Here is a 23,683-nt window from a genome sequence, read left to right on the forward strand (position 1 = left end):
AATTAGCACTTTTATTTCTCAGCCTTTTCACCATAGGATTAATTAAGGCTCAACACCAAAAATCTAATGATATGAAAAAGAAAATATTGTTCGTTGTCACCAGCCATGACAAGAAAGGAAGCACAGGAGAAGATACTGGATACTATTTGGGTGAAGTTTCTCACCCATGGGAAGTTCTTCACAATGCCGGATATGAAATTGATTTTGTAAGCCCCAAAGGCGGAACTCCGCCAGTAGATGGATTTGATTTAAAGGATCCTGTAAACAAAGAGTTCTGGGAAAATAAGGAATACAAAAATAAGATTGATCATTCTTTAACACCATCACAGGTAAATCCAAAAGAATACTCAACCATCTTTTATGCAGGCGGCCATGGAGCGATGTGGGATTTAGCAGACAATACAGATTTTGCTTCTATTGCTTCAGTAATTTATGAAAACGGAGGAATTGTAGCAGGAGTATGCCACGGTCCTGCAGGTTTGGTTAATATCAAGCTGAATAACGGAAAATACCTCGTAGATGGAAAAAAGATCAATGCTTTCACCAATGAAGAGGAATCTGCCGTAAAGCTAACAGATGTTGTTCCTTTCTTACTGGAAAATAAATTAAAAGAAAGAGGGGCAAAATTTGAAAAATCAGGACTTTGGCAGAATCATGTGGTAACAGATCAAAGAGTTATTACGGGACAGAATCCACAGTCTGCAAAAAGCGTAGGAGAAGCAATTTTAAAAGAATTAAATAAGAAATAAATTTTTAACCATAAAGTCACAAAAGCTTTTAAATACTTAAGTAAAAATAAGTGATTATACAGGCTGCTAAGAAGAACACTTAAGTTTTGAAAATCTCCGATTTTCCCAAATATTTCAATTGAAGGACTGAAAATTCCCCTCCCTCGGAGGGGTGGCAAAAATTCTTTGAATTTTTGACGGCGTGGTTTACCAAGTGCCTACAACACCTTTTACGACTTTCATGGTTTAGCACAATAACAAATTTTAAAAACAAGAAAATGGAATACAGAAAATTAGGAAATACAGAATTAGAATTATCTACCATCACTCACGGGGCTTTCGCTATTGGTGGTAATATGTGGGGTGGCAATGAGAAACAGGATTCTATTAATTCTATTCACGCTTCACTGGACCATGGTGTAACTTCTATTGATACGGCACCTTTCTACGGTTTCGGATTAAGTGAAGAAATGATTGGTGAAGCTATTAAAGGAAAAGATCGTTCAAAAATTCAGCTGTTAACAAAATTCGGTTTGGTATGGGACGGAAGCAACAACGGAAAAGGAGAATTTTTCTTTGATGCTGAAGATGAAGGGAAAGTAATTCCAGTTTATAAATTAGCTTCTAAAGAAAACATCATCAAAGAAGTTGAAGAAAGCCTGAAAAGACTAGGAACAGATTATATTGATCTTCTACAACTTCACTGGCCAGACAGCACAACAGCCATCAACGAAACTATGGAAGCTATGGAACTATTGATTCAACAAGGAAAAGTTCGTGCTGCAGGAGTAAGTAACTATAGTGTAGCCCAAATGGAGGAAGCCAACAGAACTTTAAAATTAGCAAGCAACCAGGTTTCTTACAGTATGCTGAACCGTTCTATTGAGAATGATCTCGTTCCTTACTCTTTAGAAAATAATTCAGGAATTATTGTATACAGCCCAATGGAAAGAGGTCTTTTAACAGGTAAATATTTCAAGAATAACAAATTAAAAGACAATGACCACAGAAATGGGTATTTCTCTCAATTTGATTTAAATAAAGTAAAAACTTTCCTGGAAAAAATTGAACCTATTGCTCAGGAAAAAGGAGCAAGCCTTTCTCAATTGGTATTAAGATGGACTACCTTACAGCCAGCCATTACAGTAGTACTGGCAGGAGCCAGAAATGCAGAACAGGCTATTGACAATGCAAAAGCAATGGATATCAATCTTTCGCAGGAGGAATTAGCCTTCATCAACGCTGCTTTAAGCGAGATTTAATATAAAAGCTGGGAGATGGAAGCCGGAAGGTTGGAAGTACTGTCAGGTTATCAAGAACTTTCAATCTTTTGATTCAAATGATTTATCAGACTGTAAAGTGGAAATATGAAGTTGAAAACACTAGTGTGTATGATCAACTTGCAGTCTGTTAAATCTAATCAATAAAATATCAGTTATTGAAAAACTTCAAAAACGTTCTCTTCCTTCTCCTAGCTTCCCTTCTTTTCACCCCAGGAAAAGCAAAACCGGAAGCCTCATTTCAATCAATGGAATGCCAGTTGTAAAACGATATCAACAACTCCCCTCTTCCAACTTCCAACTTCCAACTTCCTTTCTATTTAACGATCAATCATAAAAAAATGAAAAAGAATCTGATTAAAATATTCGGGTTAGTAACCCTATTAGCTATAAACAGCATTGCTTTAAACGCACAAACCCTTGTTAATCCTGAGGATAAATCATGGTATCCTTCTGCTTATGGAGTACAGGATGAAATCGGAGCGGCTAATTTATTAACTCCGGAAGTGGTAAAACAGGCACTTGGATTGGTAAAACAAGGCAAAACATTAGCTCTTGCTGTTCCTATTGATAAAAACTTACCAGCTTTCAGACACAGAAGCTTCAATTTATACAATATTCAACCTGGAGAACAGGGTGGAAAAAGTATTGGACCAAATAAATTTACATTTAATGATGAATTGGTAAATGGATGGACCGGAGTTGGAACCCAGTTGAACGGTATCGGACACATTGGTATTGATAACATTTACTATAACGGAAATAAAGCAACGGATTTTGTAACTGTAGAAGGCGTTAAAAAACTGGGTGTTGAAAAAGTACCGCCATTTGTTACCAGAGGTGTAGTCCTTGATATGGTTGCTCATTATGGAAAAGCTATTGTACCTGGAGGAACAGAATTTACTGTTGAAGACATTAAATCTGTTTTAAAAAAACAAGGTCTTACACTAAGAAAAGGAGATATTATTCTTTTCAACACTGGTTGGCTAGAGCTGGTTGGTAAAGACAACAAACAGTTCCTGGAAACTGAGCCAGGCATCGGAATGGATGCTGCAAAATGGCTGGCTGATCAAGGAATTGTTGCTTTTGGTGGAGATACCTGGGCTTCTGAAGTCTATCCGAATCCAAAAAGTAAAGAAGAATTTCCCATCAACCAATATATGCTGGCTAAAAAGGGAATCTACAATTTAGAGTTGATTGATACCCGCCCATTAGTAAAACAAAAAGTATGGGAATTCCTGTTTGTTCTAGGACAACCTCTCTATGTAGGATCTACTCAGGTAAATGTTAACCCGGTAGCCATCTATTAAATATATTTTTTAATGATTATGAATAACAAAGTGAAGAAGTACTTCCGTACACAAACTTAATCACTAACCATTAAGATTTGTTTTAGAATTAATACCCACGGTATCTTCCTAATTTTGCTATTCAAAATTATACAAAAAGAGCTCTTCAATATTGAAAAGCTCTTTTTATGGTAATACTCAGCCGCTATACAGTCTTCATTAACATCCTACTTCCCTATCCCGGCATCCTTCTCAACATTATTTTGCTATCGGAAGATGGGTGCTTATTGCAATTCTGTTCCATGCATTAATGGTAATGATCGCCATAATGATCTGAGCAATCTGAGCTTCATCAAAAAATGATTTAGCTTTCTGATAGGTCTCATCTGTTAATCCTTTATGGCTGATTAAAGTAATCTCTTCTGTCATCGCCAAAAGCACCTGCTCTTCTTCTGTAAAAAATTCTTTAGCTTCAGTCCATCCATCCAGAATGAAGATTCTTTGAGCTGTTTCTCCATATTTAAGAGCATCTTTGGTGTGCATATCCAGACAGAAAGCACATTTGTTGATCTGGGAAGCTCTGATTTTAATTAATTCTTTTTGAATATGGGTTAAAGAAGTACTCTGTAAATACCCTTCTAATCCCAACATTGCTTTATAAGCTGCGGCATCTGTAGTAGCCATGTTAAATCTTGTGCTCATTATATTTATTTTTTGGTTAATTGATCTATACTAAAAGAATATTGTTGCTGAACAGCCAGTAAAAGAGCTGCTGCACTTCCCACCCAAACTGAATAATTAAGTGGAGCTTTAGAACCTAATGCAACAGTCATGGATACAGCGAAAATCAATAATAAAATACTGCTTCCATAGGCTGCAATTCTAGTTTTGAAACCTACAATCAGCATCAATGGAAAAAGAATTTCTAAAAATGTAGCGGCATACGCTGAAAATGTGCTTAAAGCTTCAGGAAGAAAAAAAGTTAATGATCTTGTATATTCTTCAAAGCTTTTCATATTCCCCCATGAAGAATTTTCGGGGCTCCACCATCCGAATCGGTCGGCTACAGCAGAAAGCATCGTCACTGCAAGAGCAAGCCTTAAAAATAACTGCGGAAATTGATTCTTTGTATCTGTCATTGCATTTGCTTTTAATTACATGACAAATTTCCGACTTCTAATCCGTAAAAAACTTAAACTGGTTTAAGAACGTAATTTTGCTTTAATTTCACTTAAATACTCCGGGGTAAAACCAAGAAATGAGGCAATAAGATATTGAGGAATTCTCTGAATAAACCAGGGATACAATGTACTGAAATGGACATACAATTCTTCTCTTGAATATTCAGTCAGGTAACGGAGTTTTCTTTCGGAAGCAGCGTATGCTCTCTGATAAATAATCCTGAAGTACTTTTCCATCACAGGATGTTTCTCCAATAGTAATTCCTGATTTTTAAAATCAATAACAAGAATGGTAGATTTTTCTACAGACTGAATATTAAAATCTGTCTGCAGCTGTCTTTCATAAGCAAACGTATCGGTAATCCACCAGTTCTCAATAGCAAACTGAGTGGTATGCTCTACTCCTTTTTCATTAATAAAATATTTTCTCAGACAACCTTCCACCACAAAGTACATATTTCTGCACACTTCACCTTCCAGCATCAGTTCCTGTTTCTTCTTCACCTTCAAAACTTCAAAGAATGAGAAAATAGAAACATACTCTTCGTCTGTTACCGTAATAAATTTATTTAAATGTGCTTTGAAATTATCCATCTTTAGAATTGAATACTCAAACTTAACTTTATTTTTTTAGTTTTACAATCACAAAAACATGAAATCATGGAAGTCGTTGCCAAAATCCTCATCGCCATTGTTGCACTTGAACATCTCTATATTCTTTGGATGGAAATGTTCGCATGGGAAACCAAAGGAAAAGAAGTTTTCAAAGCTGCCCTGCCTGCAGAAATGTTCAAACCCACAAAAGGATTGGCTGCCAATCAGGGATTATATAATGGTTTTCTGGCTGCCGGGCTTATTTGGTCTTTTCTGATTAAAGATCCACAATGGCAGGATAATATTGCATTGTTCTTTTTAAGTTGTGTAGCTATAGCTGGAGTTTATGGAGCTATTTCTGCAACAAAGAAGATCTTTTTTGTTCAGGCATTGCCTGCGATATTGGCTATTATTGCTGTTTTACTGAAATAGTCTGCTGAAAATTTGTTTGAAAACGCTAAGACGCTAAGGTTTTGTGCTATACGGATGCTTTTAAGGCGAAATTGAATACCGCTAATGCACAAATAAAAATGATATGTATTTAATTTTACGTATACAATCTATGTTTCTATGTGGTTCAAAAAAATTAAACCACATAGAAGCATAGAATCTTGTGAAATTTTAAAACGTGCATTTCTCACAAAATATTAGCCGCTTTATTTACCCATTGAAGCTTTAATTTTCTCTCTATGAAGTATTCCCCAATTTACAAGTATCTCTGTCACCGGAAATACAGATTTTCCGTATTCTGTAACCGCATAAGTAACTGTAATCGGTTTTGTATCCTGAATAGTTCTTGTAATCAGAAGGTTTGTTTCTAACTCCTTTAGCTCTTTACTCAGCATTTTTGCAGAAATTCCATCAATTCCACGTTCCAGCTTTTTAAAATGAATCTGCTGATCGGTTCTGTTTGTCAGATATCGTAGGATCATTAACTTCCATTTTCCGCCTAACACATCAAGACTGTCACGCATTGCAAATAGTTCCTCTGTACAGGTTGCTTCTCTTTCCGTTCCATTTTCTTTAATTTTTGCCATAATAGTTTCATCAAGGTAACTAGTAACCAATTGTTAACTAGTAGCAAATATAAACTATTCCCGTTTTACATTTGTCTATCAAATTAACAGTATGAAAGCAGTAATTTTAAATAAGGATTTTAAACTCGAAAATGGTTGTACTGAAAAACCTCAGCCAAAATCTCATGAAGTATTAATCCAGATCAAAGCAAGTGGTTTCAACCCTATTGATTATCAGATGCTGGAAAATGAACTGGAAAGAAAATTAATAAGTTCACCAATATTAGGAAGAGAATTATCTGGGGTTGTTGTAGAAAAAGGAACAGATGTTACTCAGTTCAACATTGGAGATGAAGTATTCTGTGGCAGCGGGTCTATGGGAAGTAATGGAACTTACGCTGAATATATTTCCGTTCCGGAAGCTATTGTTGCATTCAAACCGAAAAATATATCCTTTGAACAGGCTGCTTCTATTCCTTCAGCAGGATTAACTTCTCTGCAAATCTTTAAAAGGCTGAAATTACAACAAGAACAAACAATTCTTATCACCGGAGCTGCCGGAGGAGTAGGTTCTTTTTTAATCAAAATTTTATTGGCTCATCATGTTGAAAACTTTGTCATTACTGTTGGCAGTGAAGAAAACAGACAGATGTTTATTAATTTAGGCTTGAAAGAACAACAGATTGTCAATTACAAGGAAGAAAATCTCATAGAAAACCTTTTAAAAGCCAATCAACATCAACCATTTGATATTGGAATTGATTTGGTTGGAAACTATATGGCCGAAGTAACCGCTGAAGTATTAAAAATCAACGGAACTTATGTAGATGTTACCGCTCTTGTCACTAAAGAAGCTCATGAAATTCTCTTCAACAAAGGAACATTGATTATGAATATCTCCAATTACACCTACAGCATGGTAAAACAGTATGATTACTACAAAAATAGTCTGGAGGAAATTGCAGAGCTTATTGAAAGTGATGTAATCGCCCCATCTCAACATAAAATAATAGGTGATCTTTCTTTGGAAACGGTTCTTAAAGCCCACTCCATTCTTAAAAATAATCAGACTCAAGGTCATAAGCTTCTCATGAAAAATTCATAAAGCCATGAACAAAATACCAAGACGAATCGTAACCGGAATTAAAGATGGAAAATCTGTTATTGTAGAAGATCAACAGGTGGAAAATGCAGTAGAGCATTTCCCGGGACTCATCATATCAGATGTATGGAATACTCAGACAATGCCTGCAAGTTTAGACTATGAAAATAGAATTCCCAACACAGGATTTCCTCAAACACCCAAAAACGGAACCTATTTCCGGTATGTAGTAGTTCCACCAGATAAAGACTTAGGAGTTGAATTCAAAAAAGGAGAACCTCATCCGATGATGCATAAAACTCCTACATTAGATTATATTATCATTCTTTCCGGCGAACTTCATCTGATTATGGAAGAAGGAGAAACCCTCTTAAAACCAGGAGATATTGTTATCCAAAGAGGAACAAACCATGCTTGGAGTAATAGATCTGATGAACCATGCATACAGCTGGCCGTTTTGATTGATGCTGAAACTAAAGATTAAAAGATTTTCCCACAGATTGCACAAATTTCACAGATAAAAAATCTGCGTGATCTGTGCAATCTGTGGGAATATTAATTTTGTTGGAAAACGCAAAGGCGCAAAGAATTTTAAATAAAATTGTGCTCTAAGGCGCATAGCAAAAAAAAATTAGTGCCTTTGCGTTTTCCAACAACTTACAAAGCCGAAATCTCCAACAATTTTTCTTTCATTTTACCAGGTGTAAGCAACCCTTCCTGATAGTAGACTAAATTCCGGTTTTTATCCAGGAAAATCCACAACGGATAAACAGGCTGTTCCTTATTTTTAGACAATGCCAACGCCAGCTCATGAATTCCAGAATTTCCATTGGCTAAATATTCAAACTCCTGACCTTGAAAATTAATTTTATCTCTGGTTTTTTCAGCTTCAAAATTAATCAGATAAAAACGGTCATTCATCATTTCAACCAGATCTTTATCCTTATTTAATTTGAAGGATTCAATCTTACAAACCGAGCACCAGTCTGTATAAAGATGGATCACCATTGGTTTTGGAGATTCTTTCTGCAGACGCTCCACCTCAGAAAAAGTCCCTGTCTTCATCTGAGACAGACAAAGACAGGGCACAAACATTAAAAATAAAGCAAAAGTACTCATCTCAGTGTATATTTCACTCCCAGGAACCCTCTGATGCCTTGCATTGGTGCATAGCCATATGCTGTATCGAAAGTATAATGGTTGGGATTACTGATGGGATCATCAGCATGTTTATCAAATGGGTCAAAAGGCCTCATCAGAGGGTCTTTAGGAGTAAAATTGAATAAATTTTTCACCCCGCAATAGACTTCAAATCCGGACTTGAAGCTCTTTGAAACCTGAATATTCGCCAAAGAATAGAATGGAGAATACTCCGGACGGTAATCATTCGGTAAAACAGGTAACCTCATTGGTCCATAGAACTGTCCGGTGAAATCTATCGTTAAATTACTTGGGAATTTATAGGTTAGATTATACGTTCCACTCCATTTTGGAGCATGAAGCTGTTGTGTTTTTTGATTGGCGTCATCATATTTCTGATAGACATCCAAATAGGTTACTCCTAAGTTCACACTTAACGGGAAAGAGAAACTAAAATCTACATTCAATGAGGCCCCTCTGGAAATTCCGTATCCCTGAAGATTGTCGTAAATAATTTTATTCGGGTCAGAATCAAAATCACCTACAATTTTATTACTGAAATAAGTATAGAATGCAGATGCATCCAGATTCACCATGCGGTTTCCAACAGGAATTTTCCAGATATAGTTTACATTTCCATTCACTGATCTCTCAGGTAAAAGATCAGACTTCACCACAACTTCTCTTGAACCTGTTAATGCAGCATGATCCTCTGTAAACAGATTCACCACTCTAAATCCTGTTCCGAAATTGAATCTTAGCGTGTGATACGGATTCGGAGAGAATTTCCAGGCGAATCTTGGAGAATGTACGGAATGGTGCACCTTATCATAATCATAACGGTATCCTAATAATAAGGTATTCGTATCATTGATCTCCCACTGATCCTGGACAAATACACCCCAGATCGGAGACTTCATTGGTGCATTGGTTACTCCATCGGAAGCCAGTGTTCCCGGAGTATTATCATCATAAAAAGTTCTTTTAAAAGTTACCCCGGCTGTAATATCATGCTTTCCAAAACTTCTGTCCCAATACGTCTGTACAAAGGCAACTTTCTGTAAAGCATTGAACGGATTCGCTCCATAAAATGAATTCTGGTCATGATAATTATAAGAAAACTGTGTTACGATATGTTCTTTCATCGGCCATTCATACAATCCGAATACCTCTGCTCTGTTGGTATAAATACTTTCTCCGTACACCTCATCACTTCCACGGAAAGATTTATTCCACTGCATTTCGCCCCCAAAACGGTCTTCATACAAATATCTTACAGCAAAGCTGGCCTGTCTGTTTTCTTTTCTTTTAAAATTCCATTTATTAAAAATCGAAATTCTACTTTGTAAAGTTGTATCTGTGAAATTATCTTTATTCTGGTCTATCTTTTCCTGAAAACTGAAATAATTTAAGCTTAATAATGAAGCAGCATTCTTTCCAATATTAAACTTTGTGGAAAGATCCAGGTTATTCTCTGCCCATGAACTTGTCATCATATCTACGCTCAGCTTAGGTGCCGTTAAAGCATTTTTTGTGATGATATTGATAACACCACCCATTGCTTCAGACCCATAAATGGAAGAAGCAGGACCTTTTACCACTTCTATCCTATCTACCAGACTATTAGGAATCCCACTTAATCCATATACGGTAGAAAGGGAACTTACAATCGGCATTCCATCAATCAAAATCATTGTATAAGGTCCTTCCAGACCATTAATATGGATATCTCCTGTGTTACATACAGAACAGTTCAATTGTGGCTTTACCCCATTCACCATACTGATGGCTTCAAAAATACTTGGAGTAGGATTTTTCTGGAAAATTTCTGGCTGTAGATCTCAACAGCCACAGGGCTTTTAGACCTGCTCATCGGTTTTATGGTTCCGGTAACCACTACATCCTCAATATTACTTGTCTTAAACTCTTTTTTTGAAACCTTTACAGAATCTGTGCTTTTATATTGATTTATACTTAAACTGTCCGTCTCCTGGGCAAAACAATATGAGGATAAAAAAGTAATAGAAAATAATATTCGCTTCATGAAATTAAAATTGTTAGACAAATCTAACAATTATTTTTGAAACACAAAACTTATCTAAAAATATTTGATTCAGCCAATTCATGAAAAATGATTAAATTTGAGAAACTACATATGAAAGTAAAATGAGATATCATCTATCGGGAAACATCCCACAAAAAAGGCATACCGTCTTTAAATCTCCGGAAGATAAATTTTACTATGAACAGCTTTTCGGAACGGAAGGTTTTCATGGTATCTCTTCTCTATTGTACCATATTCACCGCCCTACACAGATCAAATCAATCGGAGAACCGAAAGATGTAACTCCTAAAATTGCGGTGGAGAAAAATATTACGCCAAGAATGTTCAAAGGAATGAATGTAACTCCTGAGGACGATTTTATGGACAGCCGTAAGATTCTTTTGATGAATAATGACCTGAAAATGGGATTGGCAAAGCCAAGAAAATCGATGGATTATTTCTACAAAAATGCAGAATGTGACGAACTTTTATTCGTACATGAAGGAACCGGAGTTTTAAAAACATTTGTGGGAGATCTTGAATTTGTAACCGGCGATTATCTTATTATTCCAAGAGGAACTATTTATCAGGTAGAATTAAAATCTGAAAACACAGTATTCTTCGTACTGGAAAGCCACTCTCCTATTTACACTCCGAAAAGATACAGAAATGAATTCGGACAGTTATTGGAGCATTCCCCATTCTGCGAAAGAGACATTATTGCTCCAGTTTTCAAAGAACCTAAGGATGAAAAAGGAGAATTCTTAATTAAAGTAAAAAAAGAAAACCAGATCACCGATTTCATCTATGCAACGCATCCTTTTGATGTTGTGGGTTGGGACGGATATTTCTATCCTTATAAATTTAATATCAAAAACTTTGAACCGATTACAGGAAGAATTCACCAACCGCCACCGGTTCACCAGAATTTTGAAGCTCATAACTTTGTAGTATGTTCATTCTGCGCAAGAATGTATGACTACCACCCAATGGCTATTCCTGCCCCATACAATCACTCCAATATTGATTCTGATGAGGTATTATTCTACACAGAAGGTGATTTCATGAGCCGTAACCACATCGACTTAATGGATTTCACGCTTCACCCAGGAGGAATTGTTCACGGACCTCACCCGGGAGCTATGGAAAGAAGTATCGGTAAAAAATTCACCGAGGAATATGCCGTAATGGTAGACCCTTTCCGTCCGTTAAAAATTACAGAAGAAGCTTTAAAAGTGGAAGATCCGTCCTACAAAACTTCTTGGTTGGAATAAAACAATAGAATATCTTTCTTATCATTGAGAAAAACTATTAGTAAATACATACAAAAGACGCTTTAAATCCTTTATTTAAAGCGTCTTTTTTTGTAAATTTGTAAGGTATGGTTCACATATACGGCCATCATTATTTTTCATATCGCATCCTAAGTAATGGTGGTTTAATAAAAATCAATATTACATGTTAGAAAGAATCAGATTAGAAAGTCTACACGAAAAGGTTACTACAGCTGAAAACGCTGTAAAAATGATTAAAGACGGGATGACCATAGGGTCTAGCGGCTTTACAAAAGCAGGTGACAGCAAAGCTATTTTGCCGGCACTGGCAGAAAGAGGAAAAACAGAAGACCTTAAAGTCACTTTAATGACCGGAGCTTCACTGGGACACGGCACAGACGGGAAACTGGCAGAAGCTAATGTCTTAAAGAAAAGAATGCCGTTTCAGGTAGATCCTACTTTAAGGAACAAAATCAATAAAGGTGAAATCCTTTTCATCGATCAGCATTTAAGTGAAAGTGCAGAATTTCTTCACACCAAAAATCTTCAGAGCATTGATGTAGCCATTATTGAGGCTGCTTATATCGAAAGAGACGGAAGTATTGTTCCCACCACTTCAGTAGGAAATTCAGTGACCTTTGCTGCTTTGGCTAAAAAAGTAATCATTGAAATCAATACAGAAGTTCCTGAAGAAGTGTATGGCATCCACGATATTTATCAGGCTGAAGATTATCCTTACAGAAATGTCATTCCAATTGTAGCTCCATGGAATAAAATCGGAAGAAAAAGTATTCCTGTAGATCCTAGTAAAATTGAAGCCATTGTTTTCACCAATCTTAAAGACAGTCCTGCCGATATTGCAGAACCGGATGAGAAAACAACAGCTATCGCCAAACACCTACTTGCCTTCTTTGAAAATGAAGTTCAGCTAGGACGTCTTACCGACAGATTACTTCCTCTTCAGGCAGGAATCGGGAAAGTAGCCAATGCTGTGCTTACTGGATTTAAAGACAGTAATTTCTATGACTTAACCATGTTCTCCGAGGTTCTTCAGGACAGTACTTTTGATCTGATCGATTCCGGTAAACTAAGTTTTGCCTCTGCATCTTCCATTACCGTTTCTCAGGAATGCTATGAAAGAGTCTTAGGAAACCTTTCAAAATATAAAGACAAGTTTGTTTTAAGACCTCAGAATATTTCCAATACTCCAGGATTGATCAGAAGATTAGGAGTAATTGCCATTAATACAGCCATTGAATTTGATATTTATGGAAATGTAAACTCTACTCATATCGGCGGAACAAAAATTATGAACGGAATTGGTGGCTCCGGAGATTTCGCAAGAAATGCTTACTTAAGTATTTTTGTAACTCAGGCAGCTTCCAAAGGAAACAATATTTCACACGTATTACCAATGGTTTCTCACACAGATCACACAGAACATGATGTTGATATTTTAGTTACCGATGTTGGTTTGGCCGATTTAAGAGGTTTAGCACCTAGAGAAAGAGCTCAGAAGATTATTGACAACTGTGTTCATCCTGATTACAGAGAAGAATTACAGTCTTATTTTGACAGAGCCTGTGAACGTGGAGGGCACACCCCTCACTTACTGGAAGAGGCTTTCAGCTGGCATTTACGTTTTTCCGAAACCGGAAGTATGAAACAAAAAACAGAAGCTGAAGTTTCTAATTAAGTATACTTATCACCTTAAAAAAAACTATAGAAGGATCAGATGTTATCATTTGATCCTTTATTTTTATTAAATTTATATGATCCATCAATATGATAAAAGTCTTTTAATATCCTTTATCATATTTGAAATAATTAGAGATATTAAAGGTATCTTTGAGAGAGGTTAGGCATTTTATGAAATAGAAATTAGTCAGGAATTTTATAATAAAAAGATAAAATATGAATAATTACATCAGCGCAGAAGAAGCGATATATACAGTAAAAAGCGGTAACCGTGTATTTTTCCACGGCAGCGCATGTACTCCCAATTATCTGATCGACGAACTGGCAAGACAGGCCCACAGATTAGACCATGTAGAGATGGTTTCTATTACCCAACAGGGAAATATAGAAATTGCAAAACCCGAGTACAAAGACAAGTTCTTTATCAATTCCTTATTCGTATCTACGCCGGTTCGTGATGCTGTAAACTCAGACAGAGGAGACTTTGTTCCTGTATTTTTAAGTGAAATTCCTATTTTATTTAGAAAAAATATACTTCCTTTAGATGTTGCGCTGGTAACCGTTTCTCCACCGGACAGACATGGCTTCTGTACATTGGGAACTTCAGTGGATATTGCAAGAGCTGCTGTAGATACAGCGAAAACCATCGTAGCAGTAGTTAATCCAAGAATGCCGAGAACGCACGGAGACGGAATGATTCACATCAGCAGAATCCATAAACTGGTTTGGCATGAAGAAGAACTTCATACGGTAGATTACAGCTCAAAAGTGGGTCCTGAAGAAATGCTGGTAGGAAAAAATGTAGCTGAACTTATTGAAGACCGATCTACCCTTCAAATGGGTATCGGAACGATTCCTGATGCTGTTTTACAATGTTTACACAACCATAAAGACCTTGGTATCCATACGGAAATGCTGAGTGATGGTGTGATAGACCTTATTCAGAATGATGTAATCAATAACAAGTATAAAGGCTACAACGACAATAAAACCATTACCAGCTTCTGTTTCGGCACCAGAAAACTGTATGATTATGTGGATGATAATACCGTATTTGCCTTCAGAGACGTAAGTGAAGTGAACTTCCCGATCAATATTATGAAGAACAAAAAACTGGTAGCCATCAATTCTGCTATTGAGATTGATCTTACCGGACAGGTATGTGCAGACTCTATCGGTACCCTGCAATACAGTGGTATCGGTGGCCAAATGGACTTCATGCGTGGTGCTGCTTTAAGTGAAGATGGAAAACCCATCATCGCAATCACTGCAAGAACAAAAAAAGGAGTTTCAAGGATCGTTCCTTTCCTGAAACAAGGTGCAGGTGTGGTAACCACAAGAGGCCATATTCATTATGTAGTTACAGAATACGGAACCGCTTACCTGTATGGCAAAAACCTTCGTCAGAGAGCACAGGAGCTCATTAGTATTGCTCATCCCGATGACAGAGAGATGCTTGAAAGAGCCGCTTTTGAAAGGTTTAAGCACTGATAATCAAACAGTAATATATTTTAACTTTAATTTTTATCTAGATTTTAAAAATATATCTTTAACTTATACGAGTAAAAGATAAAAAAGCCTTAATATTTTGGCAGTATTTTTGATAAAAACCTTTTTAAAACAAGGAAATTGAAGACTATATATAATTCGATACGAGAAGAAGTTGTAAAGCATTCGAAGGTAAGGAATTCTGTTTTGGGGAATGTGAATGAATGGAAGAGAAGCCATTATATTATTCTTTCAGAAATCATTAAAGACGAACTTTCAGAAGCTGAAGAACTTAAAGGTGGTAAAAAGTTTGAAATCGGGACTACGATTTCCCATGTTACTCTGCAACGTTTTTTTGAAAACGATTATCAGGATAAAACTCATAGTGATCTGAGGTTCTTAAAAACCTTGGATAAAATATGCATTTTTCTGGGTTATAAAGATCTTAATGATTATATCCTTTCCATAAGGCATAAAAAGAAAGATCAGGATGAAACGGATGACCTGTCATCTATGACCAGGTTGGTATATAACTATTGTGCCAGAGCATTCGAGTTCTGCAAACAGTTTCCCAACCATAATACAGAACTTTTCAAAGAGCTGGTATTTGATGATTCTCCTTTTTTAGAAAGAATTTCACAGTTCAGTAAAGAACTCTGTGACAAAGAATTCCAACTGGTAACCAAAAATAACAGATCTAATTATGAAGTTTTTGATATTCAGATTGTAACCGATGAACCGAATAAAAAAATACTGGAAACTCAGGAATTTTGGAATCTGCTATTCAAAGTAGGAGAAACCGGCGAAGAGCATTTTGTGAATCAACTCAGTACTCAGATTTACTTTTTTAAGAAAATAGATAATACCTGGAAAATCTGGGACAACTACAATCCCGATGCAGGAATGCTTAACAGAAAGATAGAAACCACCGTATAACAATACAATAAGAAAGCCGCAGATTATCTCTGCGGCTTTCATGTTCGAAATATTTTTCTCTCACTTGTTTTTTGTATGACAAATGTAGGCAGCTTATTTTAAACTTAAGAAACTTAAATATACTTAAGTGAACACTTCTTGAACTTTATGTTAAATATATTCAATGAATCAGGCGTAATATTTTCGCTATATCCAAGAATTTTGTAATTTGCATACCAATAAAATAAAAGTAAAAGAGAAAATATGTCAACACTTACATTTGCCGAGAAAATTGCTCAAGCAGAAAATTTCTTACCGATTAACGGTACAGATTATATTGAGTTTTATGTAGGAAATGCAAAACAGGCTGCCCATTATTACAAAACCGCTTTCGGTTTTCAGTCTGTAGCATATGCGGGTCCTGAAACAGGAGTGAGAGACCGCGCATCTTATGTGCTTCAACAGGGAAAAATCAGATTGGTACTTACTACAGGACTTAAATCTGACTCGCCTATCAGCGAACACGTAAAAAAACATGGTGACGGAGTAAAAATTTTGGCACTTTGGGTAGATGACGCGTATGCTGCATTTGAAGAAACAACTAAAAGAGGGGGAAAACCTTATTTGGAGCCAGTAACTTTAACTGATGAGCAAGGTGAAGTAAGAATGTCCGGGATTTATACCTACGGAGAAACTGTTCACATGTTTATAGAAAGAAAAAATTACAACGGAGCTTTCATGCCTGGGTATGAAAAGTGGGAAAGCAATTACAAGCCTGAAGAAGCTGGTTTACTCTATGTAGACCACTGTGTAGGAAACGTAGACTGGAACAGAATGATTCCTACCGTAGAATGGTATGAAAAAGTGATGGGATTTGTAAACATCCTTTCTTTTGATGACAAGCAGATCAACACAGAATATTCTGCCTTGATGTCTAAAGTAATGTCAAACGGAAACGGTTATGCAAAATTCCCGATCAACGAGCCTGCAGAAGGTAAAAAGAAATCTCAGGTAGAAGAATATCTTGACTTCTACGAAGGAGAAGGAGTACAGCATATTGCTGTAGCAACAAAAGATATCATCCATACTGTAACCGAGCTTAAAAAGCGTGGTGTAGAGTTCCTTTCTGCTCCACCAGAGGCTTATTACGACATGGTTCCTGAAAGAGTTGGTCATATTGATGAAGATCTTAAAAAACTGCAGGAGTTAGGTATACTTATTGATCATGATGAAGAAGGATATCTGTTACAGATTTTTACGAAGCCTGTAGAAGACCGTCCTACTCTATTCTTCGAAATCATTGAAAGACACGGTGCACAGAGTTTTGGTGCCGGAAACTTCAAAGCATTGTTCGAAGCATTAGAAAGAGAACAGGAAAGAAGAGGAAATCTTTAATTTTACAACCAAAAATACTAAGTTTTGTCAGGATGCAAGGTTCTGACAAAACTTTTTTATAAAACACAGCATAATGAGAAAACTTTTAATTGGAATTTTATTCTTTGGAACCTTAGGTGTAAAAGCACAATACGGATCACTGAATGCAATTCTGGACCGACTTGAAGCAAGAAGAGGTATCAATCAGAATCTTGAAAAGGTAAATATCGACAACAAAAAGTTTGTTTTCATTAAAGATGAAGCAGACCATACGGAAAGAGATTTTATTGTGATCAAAGGAAACAGCGCAACCTATGTAGAGGTTTTCGATGATAAAGCTACCGGAGAAAGCAGTTCCAATGTTTTTACCGGTGATATTGTCCGAAAAAAGAACATCGTTTCCTTACGGGCAGATGTACTTGAAGGCAAAAAAATCCCGATGCCTGTCACCAAAACACTACTGCTTACCCAACAGGACAATATTCTCTACCTCATCGATGTTAATACCAGAGACCGATGGATTGATGAAGCTTCCTACTCAAAAAAGGCAAAATAAACATCTTCGGGGAAAGTTTCTCAGGATGATATTTTAATCTAACTAAAATCTAAACTTATGAAATCATTTGTAGACTATTCCTCAAATTCGGATTTTTCTATACACAATATTCCTTTCGGGGTAGCAGTATTCAACAAAGAATATATCGGATGCTGCACAAGAATCGGAGATCAGGTTATTGATCTTGCCACCCTTTACGATCTTGGCTATTTTGAAGACATTGAAGGATTGGACGACAATGTTTTTGAAGCCTATACGATTAACGAATTTATCGAATTGGGTAAACCTGTTACCAACGCCGTTCGTACCAAAATCCAGACTCTATTACAGGAAGGATCTGCATTATCAAAAGATCAGAAAACCATTGAAGAGGCATTCTATGACCTTGATAAGGTAAAAATGATGATGCCGGTTCACATTCCAAACTATACAGACTTTTACAGCAGTATTGAACACGCTACCAACGTAGGAAAAATGTTACGTGATCCTGCTAACGCTTTATTACCAAACTGGAAACATTTACCGGTAGGTTACCACGGAAGAGCTTCCTCTATTGTTGTTTCAGGAACAGAAATCAACCGTCCAAAAGGCCAGATGAAACCTGCTGATTTAGACAAGCCTGTTTTTGGACCTTGCAAACAGTTGGATTTTGAACTGGAAATGGCTTTCATCGTTAATAAAAATACAGAGATGGGAGAAAGTATTTCTACTAAAGATGCTGAAGATGCTATCTTCGGGATGGTAGTATTCAACGACTGGTCTGCTAGAGATATTCAGGCTTGGGAATATGCTCCACTAGGGCCATTCCTTGCGAAAAACTTCGGTTCATCTATTTCTCCATGGGTAGTTACACTTGAAGCTTTGGAGCCATTCAGAACTTCTTCTGAGGCACAGGATCCTGAAGTTTTAGAGTATTTGAAATTTGAAGGAGACAAAAACTACGATATCAACCTTGAAGTTTACATTCAACCAGAAAATGGAGACCAAAACCTGGTTTGTGAAAGTAACTACAAATACATGTACTGGAATATGGCTCAACAATTAGCTCACCACACCATCAACGGATGTAATGTGGAAGTTGGTGATATGTATGCCAGCGGTACCATTTCAGGGAGTGATCCAAAATCGTTCGGTTCTATGATGGAATTAACGTGGAGAGGTCAAAATCCTCTATCATTAAGCAACGGTGAAGAAAGAAAATTCATTGAAGATAATGATACCGTTACCATGAAAGCTTGGGCTGAAAAAGATGGTGTGAGAGTAGGCTTCGGTGAAGTTTCCGGTAAAATTATCCCAACACTTTAAGATAAAAAATAAACGTTAGATGCTTCGACTTCGCTCAGCATGACATCGCTAGAAATATGCTGTAAAATAACAGTTAGTATTAGATTTGTCATGCTGAGCGCAGCCGAAGCATCTTTTTTTAACATACATTGAATACTTAAGTTTAAGTACCCAAATAAACTATGAAAACAGTAATACCTTCCGAGCTAACCTCTGTACAGCTTCAAACCATTATGCAGACGGCCGTTTCTCCGCGCCCTATTGCATTAGCTTCTACAGTGGATAAAGACGGTAACAGTAATTTATCTCCATTCAGCTTTTTCAATATGTTCAGTACGGTTCCACCGATTCTGATCTTTTCACCTTCGAGGAGAGTGCGTGACAATACCACGAAACATACCCTTGAAAATGTGCTGGAAGTACCGGAAGTAGTAATCGGAACCGTAAACTTCCCTATTGTACAGCAAATTTCTTTAGCTTCTACAGAATATGAAACAGGTATTAATGAGTTTATAAAATCAGGTCTTACCATGAAAGATGCCGATTTTGTACAACCTAAACTGATTGAAGAATGCCCTGTAAACTTTGAATGTAAAGTTTTAGAAGTAAAATCTTTAGGCGATCAGGGTGGAGCAGGAAATCTTGTGATCTGTGAAGTTCAGAAGATCCATATCAGAGAAGAGTATCTGAATGAGGCAGGAAATCTGGACCAGCAAAAACTGGATATGGTAGCGCGTTTAGGGAGCAACTGGTATTCAAGAAGTAATGAAAACAGCCTTTTTGAAGTACCAAAACCTTTGGTAACAAAAGGAATTGGTTTTGATCTTTTGCCAGATGCCATCAAATACAGCAAAGTATTTACAGGAAATGATCTGGGAATGCTTGCGAATGTTGAAATATTGCCTTCGGGAGAATATCATTCCGATGAAAATATTCATTTGGATGCACAGAAACTATTACTTGAAAGTAAAATTGAAGAAGCCTGGAAGATTTTAATTAAATAATCCGAACGTATTCATGAGAAAATTTATTTTCTTCTTTGTTCTCTTAATCACTTTACAATCATGCTATTATCCTGTTAGGAAAGATTACGGGGTGTATAGCAAATCGCTTGTATTTTCAAAAGATAAGAAATGGCTGATTAATAACATCAAAACCGGGGTAGATTCTAACCACAGAGAAATGATGGATAAGGAAGTTCTTCAACTATTTCAGAGCTTAAGTAATGGCAATACTTATGATTTAAAAACAGCAAAGGCAGAAAATCTTATTCAAAGCAATATTCCGTTTGAACCTGAAATGGAAGATCTTGAAACCCTTAAAAACAGCTCCGATTTTAATTTTCTGGTCAATATTTATACTATGAGGGTTCGCAGCACTTTAGATCGTGCAGCAGGTGAACTGGATGACTATAAAAAGAATGAAACTTTTGCGATGATGGATATTTATGATATCAAAACCATGAAAAAAATATATTCATTGAAAGCATATTCTGAATTTTCACTGGACAAAGGTGAAAAGACTACCATTTTCACTCCTACAAGTGAAATGATGACCATGAAAAACTTCAGGAGCCTTTTAAAATCAGTAAAAAAGAATGCTGTAATAACTGAAGCAATAATTCAATAAAAAAAGGAGTGAAATTTTCACTCCTTCTGTATTTTAAAAGCAACATCTATTGCGTCCGTCTACCTGCGTTATGGTGCCATAATCAGAATTACATGGCGGTACAATGCATCTGCTTTCACCGTCACTTAAATAATAATTAAAACATCCGGTTGGCGGGCATGATTGGGTTCCCTTTCCAACGATAAATTTTTGAGCATCTCTGTTTAATTTCTGAGCGTTTTTTAGATTTGATTTTTTCATAACAATACTATTAGTTTATCACTAATATATGAAAAATCAAATTAAAATAATCCAAAAATCAATATATCAACAGATTACTGACTAAAACTTGCTTTCTTATTTATTTTTCAGAGTTTCTGACACTGCAATTTTTCCTTTTTCTAAAAACTCTGATATTTTACCGTTTTTATCAATGGAAACATTCAGGTTATCATTTTTAGAATCATAATAGATAGAGGTAGCATATCCCGGGCAATCATGCTGTTTGCATCCATGAGTTTTATAGATTCCGTTATCAGATACGATAGGGCTCTCTACATTGAAATTTTTGAGCATTTCATCATACTCTTTTCCTACAAGTTTTTTCACCCTTTCTGCAAAGCTCTTATCTTCAAATAATTTAACATCATGAGGGTATTTTCCTTCATTTTTGGTAATGATATCAACAGTAGCGTTTGTTGAAGCAGCTGTAACCGTTGCAGAATCAGTCTTTGGAGTTACAGTAGAATCTTTTGGCAATACGGTAGCCAGTGTATCTGTGCTTACAGAAGATTGAGTATTAGTTTCTTTTTTACAGGAAACAACAGTTCCCAATACCAACAGCGTCAGTGCGCCCGTAATCAATTTTTTCATAATAATATTTAGTATAGTGATGATATAGTATAACGTGATTTCAACCGCTTTATTTTAAATTCTTTCTTTGCGGATCATGTTTCCGGATACTCTTCTATTTTAGATTTCTATTTAAAAAGTCAATACATTTTTCTGTTACTCTGTTCAAATCAGCCGGCAAATTAGAATCATCCCAAGGTTCTTTTGCTCCAAAAGTATGATTCCCTCCTTCAATGAGGAAAATCTCAGAGTTTGGATTTAAAATATGAAGATGTTCTGCATGTTTTACATCTACTGCTTCATCCTCAGTTCCGTGAACAACCAACATATAGGCTTTAGCCATTTCTGCAGCCCTTTCTACATCAAAACGATGTATATTCTTTTCATAATCTTCATAAAACTGATAATAATGAGGCATTTCCTGTTTTGTACGACCATTTAATGCATAGTAAACACCTTCGTTTTTCCAGTTTTCAAAGAGGTCACCTGTTGGAAAACGATCCAATGTATCTACACTGGCAAGAGTAATCAACCCGTTAATTCTTTCGTCTTCAAAAGTTTTAATAATAGAGATCCCTCCTCCTCTGCTATGTCCTATCAGAACTACTTTATCCTGATCTACATATGGATCCTGAATAAAATGATCAATAACAACACCCAAATCGGATAGTTCCTTGGTGTAATTATTATTCCCGAAAGCTTCCAGATCAGCAAAATTGTTAGGTTCATCTACTGTTGTTCCGTTGTGGGAAAAATTAAACTTCACAAAGAAAAATCCAGCTTCTGCAAATTTTTCAGCCATTACATCCCAGGCTCCCCAATCTTTATAGCCTTTATAGCCATGAACAAAGATGACCAGTGGTCGTTTTTCTGTGTTATCCACATGAAAACTATCTGCAAGAAAATTCCTCGTTTCCGGGTTTTCCAGTGATATATTTTTTTTAATAATCAGCTTCATCAACAAATACAATTTATTTTATTGAAATTTATGAAAAAAACTATTAAAAAATAAGCTTAATTTTGCTTTATGCAGAATTTAAGAACGGTAACGGTAATGCGTTACATTCTGCCACTAAGAGAGGGTGGCTCACTTCCTGCTCTGGCAGAAGCTGATGATGATTTCAAATATGTCTTAAAATTCCGTGGCGCAGGTCATGGAGTTAAAATGCTGATCTCTGAGTTTTTAGGAGGAAAGATTACAGAGGCTTTGGGATTAAAGATTCCTGAGCTGGTTTTTATCAATCTTGATGCAGATTTTGGAAGAACGGAAGCAGATGAAGAAATACAGGATTTATTAAAGTATTCTGAAGGTTTGAATCTCGGTTTACATTATCTATCCGGTTCTATTACCTATGATCCAGGAGTAAAGGTTGATCCTCTTCTGGCATCAAAAGTGGTATGGCTGGATGCTTTCATTACCAATATTGACCGTACTTTTAAGAATACGAATATGCTGATGTGGCATAAGGAACTCTGGATTATTGATAATGGAGCTTCTTTCTATTTCCACCACTCATGGCAAAATTTTGATACTGCAGCAAAGACTCCTTTCAAATATGTGAAAGATCATGTTCTTCTTCCTAAAGCCAGTAAGCTGGATGAAGCAGATAAATTCGCTCATGAAGTATTGAATGAAACACTTTTCAGAAATATCGTCAATGCTATTCCTGAAGACTGGTTGCATTGGAACGATGCTGATGAAACTCCTGATGAAATTCGTGAGATTTATTTTCAGTTCCTGAAAACCCGATTAGAAAATTCGCAAATCTTTGTAAACGAAGCTAAAAATGCAAGAGGATAAAATATATGAATATGCGGTAATACGCTTGGTACCTAAAGTTGAAAGAGAGGAGTTTTTCAATATTGGACTGGTGATGTTCTCTAAAAAAGAAAAATTCATCCGGGTGGAATTTTATTTATGTCCTGATAAATTCAAGCTGATGCACAGCAAACTGGATTATGATGACATCATTCAAAATCTTGAAAGCTTTCAGAAAATAGCCAATGGTGATAAGGATGGCGGACCTATTGCTCTACTTGATGTGCCGGAACGTTTCCGCTGGCTGACTGCTGTAAGAAGTGCAGTTGTACAAACTTCCAGACCTCATCCGGGAAAATCTAAAGATCTGAATATTACTTTTGGTAAACTTTTTGAAGAGTTAGTAAAGTAATCTATTTCTTTAAAAAATCTTATGCAATTATCTATAAACAACATATCAATCAACAGGTTTTTCACAAACCTGTTTTTTGTTTTATTTTT

25 protein-coding genes and 1 pseudogene are annotated in these 23,683 nt (G+C 36.2%); 17 read left to right on the forward strand and 9 right to left on the reverse strand.

Features of this window, described 5'->3' with window-relative positions:
• The first annotated feature begins 71 nt into the window (after positions 1-71).
• The 3 genes from BOQ64_RS19060 (at position 72) to BOQ64_RS19070 (ending at position 3,318) form a co-directional block, all read left to right on the forward strand.
• Positions 72-749: a type 1 glutamine amidotransferase domain-containing protein gene (locus BOQ64_RS19060; protein ID WP_129059035.1), complete on the forward strand. Its 678-nt coding sequence runs from the start codon at positions 72-74 to the stop codon at positions 747-749.
• Between the two features lie 257 nt (positions 750-1,006).
• The gene (locus BOQ64_RS19065; RefSeq protein WP_129059034.1) at positions 1,007-1,990 is read left to right on the forward strand and encodes an aldo/keto reductase; all 984 of its coding nucleotides are present in this window, start codon (positions 1,007-1,009) and stop codon (positions 1,988-1,990) included.
• 359 nt (positions 1,991-2,349) lie between these two features.
• Positions 2,350-3,318: a cyclase family protein gene (locus BOQ64_RS19070; RefSeq protein WP_129059033.1), complete on the forward strand. Its 969-nt coding sequence runs from the start codon at positions 2,350-2,352 to the stop codon at positions 3,316-3,318.
• A 237-nt stretch (positions 3,319-3,555) separates the two neighbouring features.
• On the opposite strand, the gene BOQ64_RS19075 is transcribed toward BOQ64_RS19070, so the two are convergent.
• From BOQ64_RS19075 to BOQ64_RS19085, 3 genes are all read right to left on the reverse strand, one after another.
• Positions 3,556-3,999 carry a carboxymuconolactone decarboxylase family protein gene (locus BOQ64_RS19075; RefSeq protein WP_129059032.1) on the reverse strand — a complete coding sequence of 148 codons (444 nt, stop codon included), beginning with the start codon at positions 3,997-3,999 and terminating at the stop codon, positions 3,556-3,558.
• A 5-nt stretch (positions 4,000-4,004) separates the two neighbouring features.
• Complete coding sequence (locus BOQ64_RS19080; RefSeq protein ID WP_164975851.1) at positions 4,005-4,436, reverse strand: DoxX family protein; 432 nt, start codon at positions 4,434-4,436, stop codon at positions 4,005-4,007.
• Between the two features lie 63 nt (positions 4,437-4,499).
• The gene (locus BOQ64_RS19085; RefSeq protein ID WP_129059031.1) at positions 4,500-5,072 is read right to left on the reverse strand and encodes a Crp/Fnr family transcriptional regulator; all 573 of its coding nucleotides are present in this window, start codon (positions 5,070-5,072) and stop codon (positions 4,500-4,502) included.
• A gap of 66 nt (positions 5,073-5,138) precedes the next feature.
• Between BOQ64_RS19085 and BOQ64_RS19090 the strand changes: the two genes are divergently transcribed.
• Positions 5,139-5,504: a DUF1304 domain-containing protein gene (locus tag BOQ64_RS19090; RefSeq protein WP_129059030.1), complete on the forward strand. Its 366-nt coding sequence runs from the start codon at positions 5,139-5,141 to the stop codon at positions 5,502-5,504.
• 224 nt (positions 5,505-5,728) lie between these two features.
• Here the strand turns inward: BOQ64_RS19090 and BOQ64_RS19095 are convergent, their stop codons facing one another.
• Positions 5,729-6,109, reverse strand: coding sequence for a winged helix-turn-helix transcriptional regulator (locus BOQ64_RS19095; RefSeq protein WP_129059029.1), 381 nt, complete (start codon positions 6,107-6,109; stop codon positions 5,729-5,731).
• 91 nt (positions 6,110-6,200) lie between these two features.
• Here BOQ64_RS19095 and BOQ64_RS19100 point away from each other — a divergent pair, with 91 nt between their 5' ends.
• Together BOQ64_RS19100 and BOQ64_RS19105 are read left to right on the forward strand one after the other, a co-directional pair.
• The gene (locus BOQ64_RS19100) at positions 6,201-7,193 is read left to right on the forward strand and encodes an NADP-dependent oxidoreductase (protein WP_129059028.1); all 993 of its coding nucleotides are present in this window, start codon (positions 6,201-6,203) and stop codon (positions 7,191-7,193) included.
• A gap of 4 nt (positions 7,194-7,197) precedes the next feature.
• A complete protein-coding gene (locus tag BOQ64_RS19105) occupies positions 7,198-7,674 on the forward strand; it encodes a cupin domain-containing protein (protein ID WP_129059027.1) in 477 nt (158 codons plus the stop codon).
• 173 nt (positions 7,675-7,847) lie between these two features.
• On the opposite strand, the gene BOQ64_RS19110 is transcribed toward BOQ64_RS19105, so the two are convergent.
• Both BOQ64_RS19110 and BOQ64_RS19115 read right to left on the reverse strand, forming a co-directional pair.
• Positions 7,848-8,309 (reverse strand): thiol:disulfide interchange protein, encoded by a 462-nt coding sequence (locus BOQ64_RS19110; RefSeq protein ID WP_129059026.1) that lies wholly within the window; start codon positions 8,307-8,309, stop codon positions 7,848-7,850.
• Positions 8,306-10,374: pseudogene (locus BOQ64_RS19115) on the reverse strand (TonB-dependent receptor plug domain-containing protein). The gene BOQ64_RS19110 and the pseudogene BOQ64_RS19115 overlap by 4 nt, the downstream one beginning before the upstream one ends.
• A gap of 122 nt (positions 10,375-10,496) precedes the next feature.
• Here BOQ64_RS19115 and BOQ64_RS19120 point away from each other — a divergent pair.
• The 9 genes from BOQ64_RS19120 to BOQ64_RS19160 all read left to right on the forward strand — a co-directional run bounded on the left by BOQ64_RS19120 (position 10,497) and on the right by BOQ64_RS19160 (position 20,592).
• The gene (locus BOQ64_RS19120) at positions 10,497-11,648 is read left to right on the forward strand and encodes a homogentisate 1,2-dioxygenase (RefSeq protein ID WP_129059025.1); all 1,152 of its coding nucleotides are present in this window, start codon (positions 10,497-10,499) and stop codon (positions 11,646-11,648) included.
• Between the two features lie 184 nt (positions 11,649-11,832).
• Positions 11,833-13,344 (forward strand): succinate CoA transferase, encoded by a 1,512-nt coding sequence (locus tag BOQ64_RS19125; protein WP_129059024.1) that lies wholly within the window; start codon positions 11,833-11,835, stop codon positions 13,342-13,344.
• Between the two features lie 218 nt (positions 13,345-13,562).
• On the forward strand, positions 13,563-14,837 hold the full coding sequence (locus BOQ64_RS19130) for an acetyl-CoA hydrolase/transferase family protein (RefSeq protein ID WP_129059023.1): 1,275 nt from the start codon (positions 13,563-13,565) through the stop codon (positions 14,835-14,837).
• Between the two features lie 138 nt (positions 14,838-14,975).
• Positions 14,976-15,770 (forward strand): hypothetical protein, encoded by a 795-nt coding sequence (locus BOQ64_RS19135; RefSeq protein ID WP_129059022.1) that lies wholly within the window; start codon positions 14,976-14,978, stop codon positions 15,768-15,770.
• A 243-nt stretch (positions 15,771-16,013) separates the two neighbouring features.
• Positions 16,014-17,144, forward strand: coding sequence for a 4-hydroxyphenylpyruvate dioxygenase (hppD, locus tag BOQ64_RS19140; RefSeq protein ID WP_129059021.1), 1,131 nt, complete (start codon positions 16,014-16,016; stop codon positions 17,142-17,144).
• Between the two features lie 73 nt (positions 17,145-17,217).
• A complete protein-coding gene (locus BOQ64_RS19145) occupies positions 17,218-17,679 on the forward strand; it encodes a hypothetical protein (RefSeq protein ID WP_129059020.1) in 462 nt (153 codons plus the stop codon).
• A gap of 57 nt (positions 17,680-17,736) precedes the next feature.
• A complete protein-coding gene (gene fahA, locus BOQ64_RS19150; RefSeq protein WP_129059019.1) occupies positions 17,737-18,984 on the forward strand; it encodes a fumarylacetoacetase in 1,248 nt (415 codons plus the stop codon).
• A gap of 161 nt (positions 18,985-19,145) precedes the next feature.
• Positions 19,146-19,967, forward strand: coding sequence for a flavin reductase family protein (locus tag BOQ64_RS19155; RefSeq protein ID WP_129059018.1), 822 nt, complete (start codon positions 19,146-19,148; stop codon positions 19,965-19,967).
• 13 nt (positions 19,968-19,980) lie between these two features.
• On the forward strand, positions 19,981-20,592 hold the full coding sequence (locus BOQ64_RS19160) for a hypothetical protein (protein WP_129059017.1): 612 nt from the start codon (positions 19,981-19,983) through the stop codon (positions 20,590-20,592).
• A gap of 33 nt (positions 20,593-20,625) precedes the next feature.
• Here the strand turns inward: BOQ64_RS19160 and BOQ64_RS19165 are convergent, their stop codons facing one another.
• The 3 genes from BOQ64_RS19165 to BOQ64_RS19175 all read right to left on the reverse strand — a co-directional run bounded on the left by BOQ64_RS19165 (position 20,626) and on the right by BOQ64_RS19175 (position 22,381).
• Entirely contained in the window at positions 20,626-20,832 is a 207-nt protein-coding gene (locus BOQ64_RS19165; RefSeq protein ID WP_129059016.1) for a hypothetical protein, read from the reverse strand.
• A 96-nt stretch (positions 20,833-20,928) separates the two neighbouring features.
• The gene (locus BOQ64_RS19170; RefSeq protein ID WP_129059015.1) at positions 20,929-21,444 is read right to left on the reverse strand and encodes a hypothetical protein; all 516 of its coding nucleotides are present in this window, start codon (positions 21,442-21,444) and stop codon (positions 20,929-20,931) included.
• A gap of 94 nt (positions 21,445-21,538) precedes the next feature.
• Entirely contained in the window at positions 21,539-22,381 is an 843-nt protein-coding gene (locus BOQ64_RS19175; RefSeq protein WP_129059014.1) for an alpha/beta hydrolase family protein, read from the reverse strand.
• A 69-nt stretch (positions 22,382-22,450) separates the two neighbouring features.
• On the opposite strand from BOQ64_RS19175, the gene BOQ64_RS19180 reads away from it, so the two are divergent.
• Both BOQ64_RS19180 and BOQ64_RS19185 read left to right on the forward strand, forming a co-directional pair.
• Positions 22,451-23,224 (forward strand): HipA family kinase, encoded by a 774-nt coding sequence (locus BOQ64_RS19180; RefSeq protein WP_129059013.1) that lies wholly within the window; start codon positions 22,451-22,453, stop codon positions 23,222-23,224.
• Positions 23,211-23,594, forward strand: coding sequence for a DUF3037 domain-containing protein (locus BOQ64_RS19185; protein ID WP_129059012.1), 384 nt, complete (start codon positions 23,211-23,213; stop codon positions 23,592-23,594). The genes BOQ64_RS19180 and BOQ64_RS19185 overlap by 14 nt, the downstream gene beginning before the upstream one ends.
• Positions 23,595-23,683: the final 89 nt, after the last annotated feature.

The sequence above is a fragment of the Chryseobacterium sp. CH25 genome, assembly GCF_004119455.1.
Classification (GTDB): Bacteria; Bacteroidota; Bacteroidia; order Flavobacteriales; family Weeksellaceae; genus Chryseobacterium.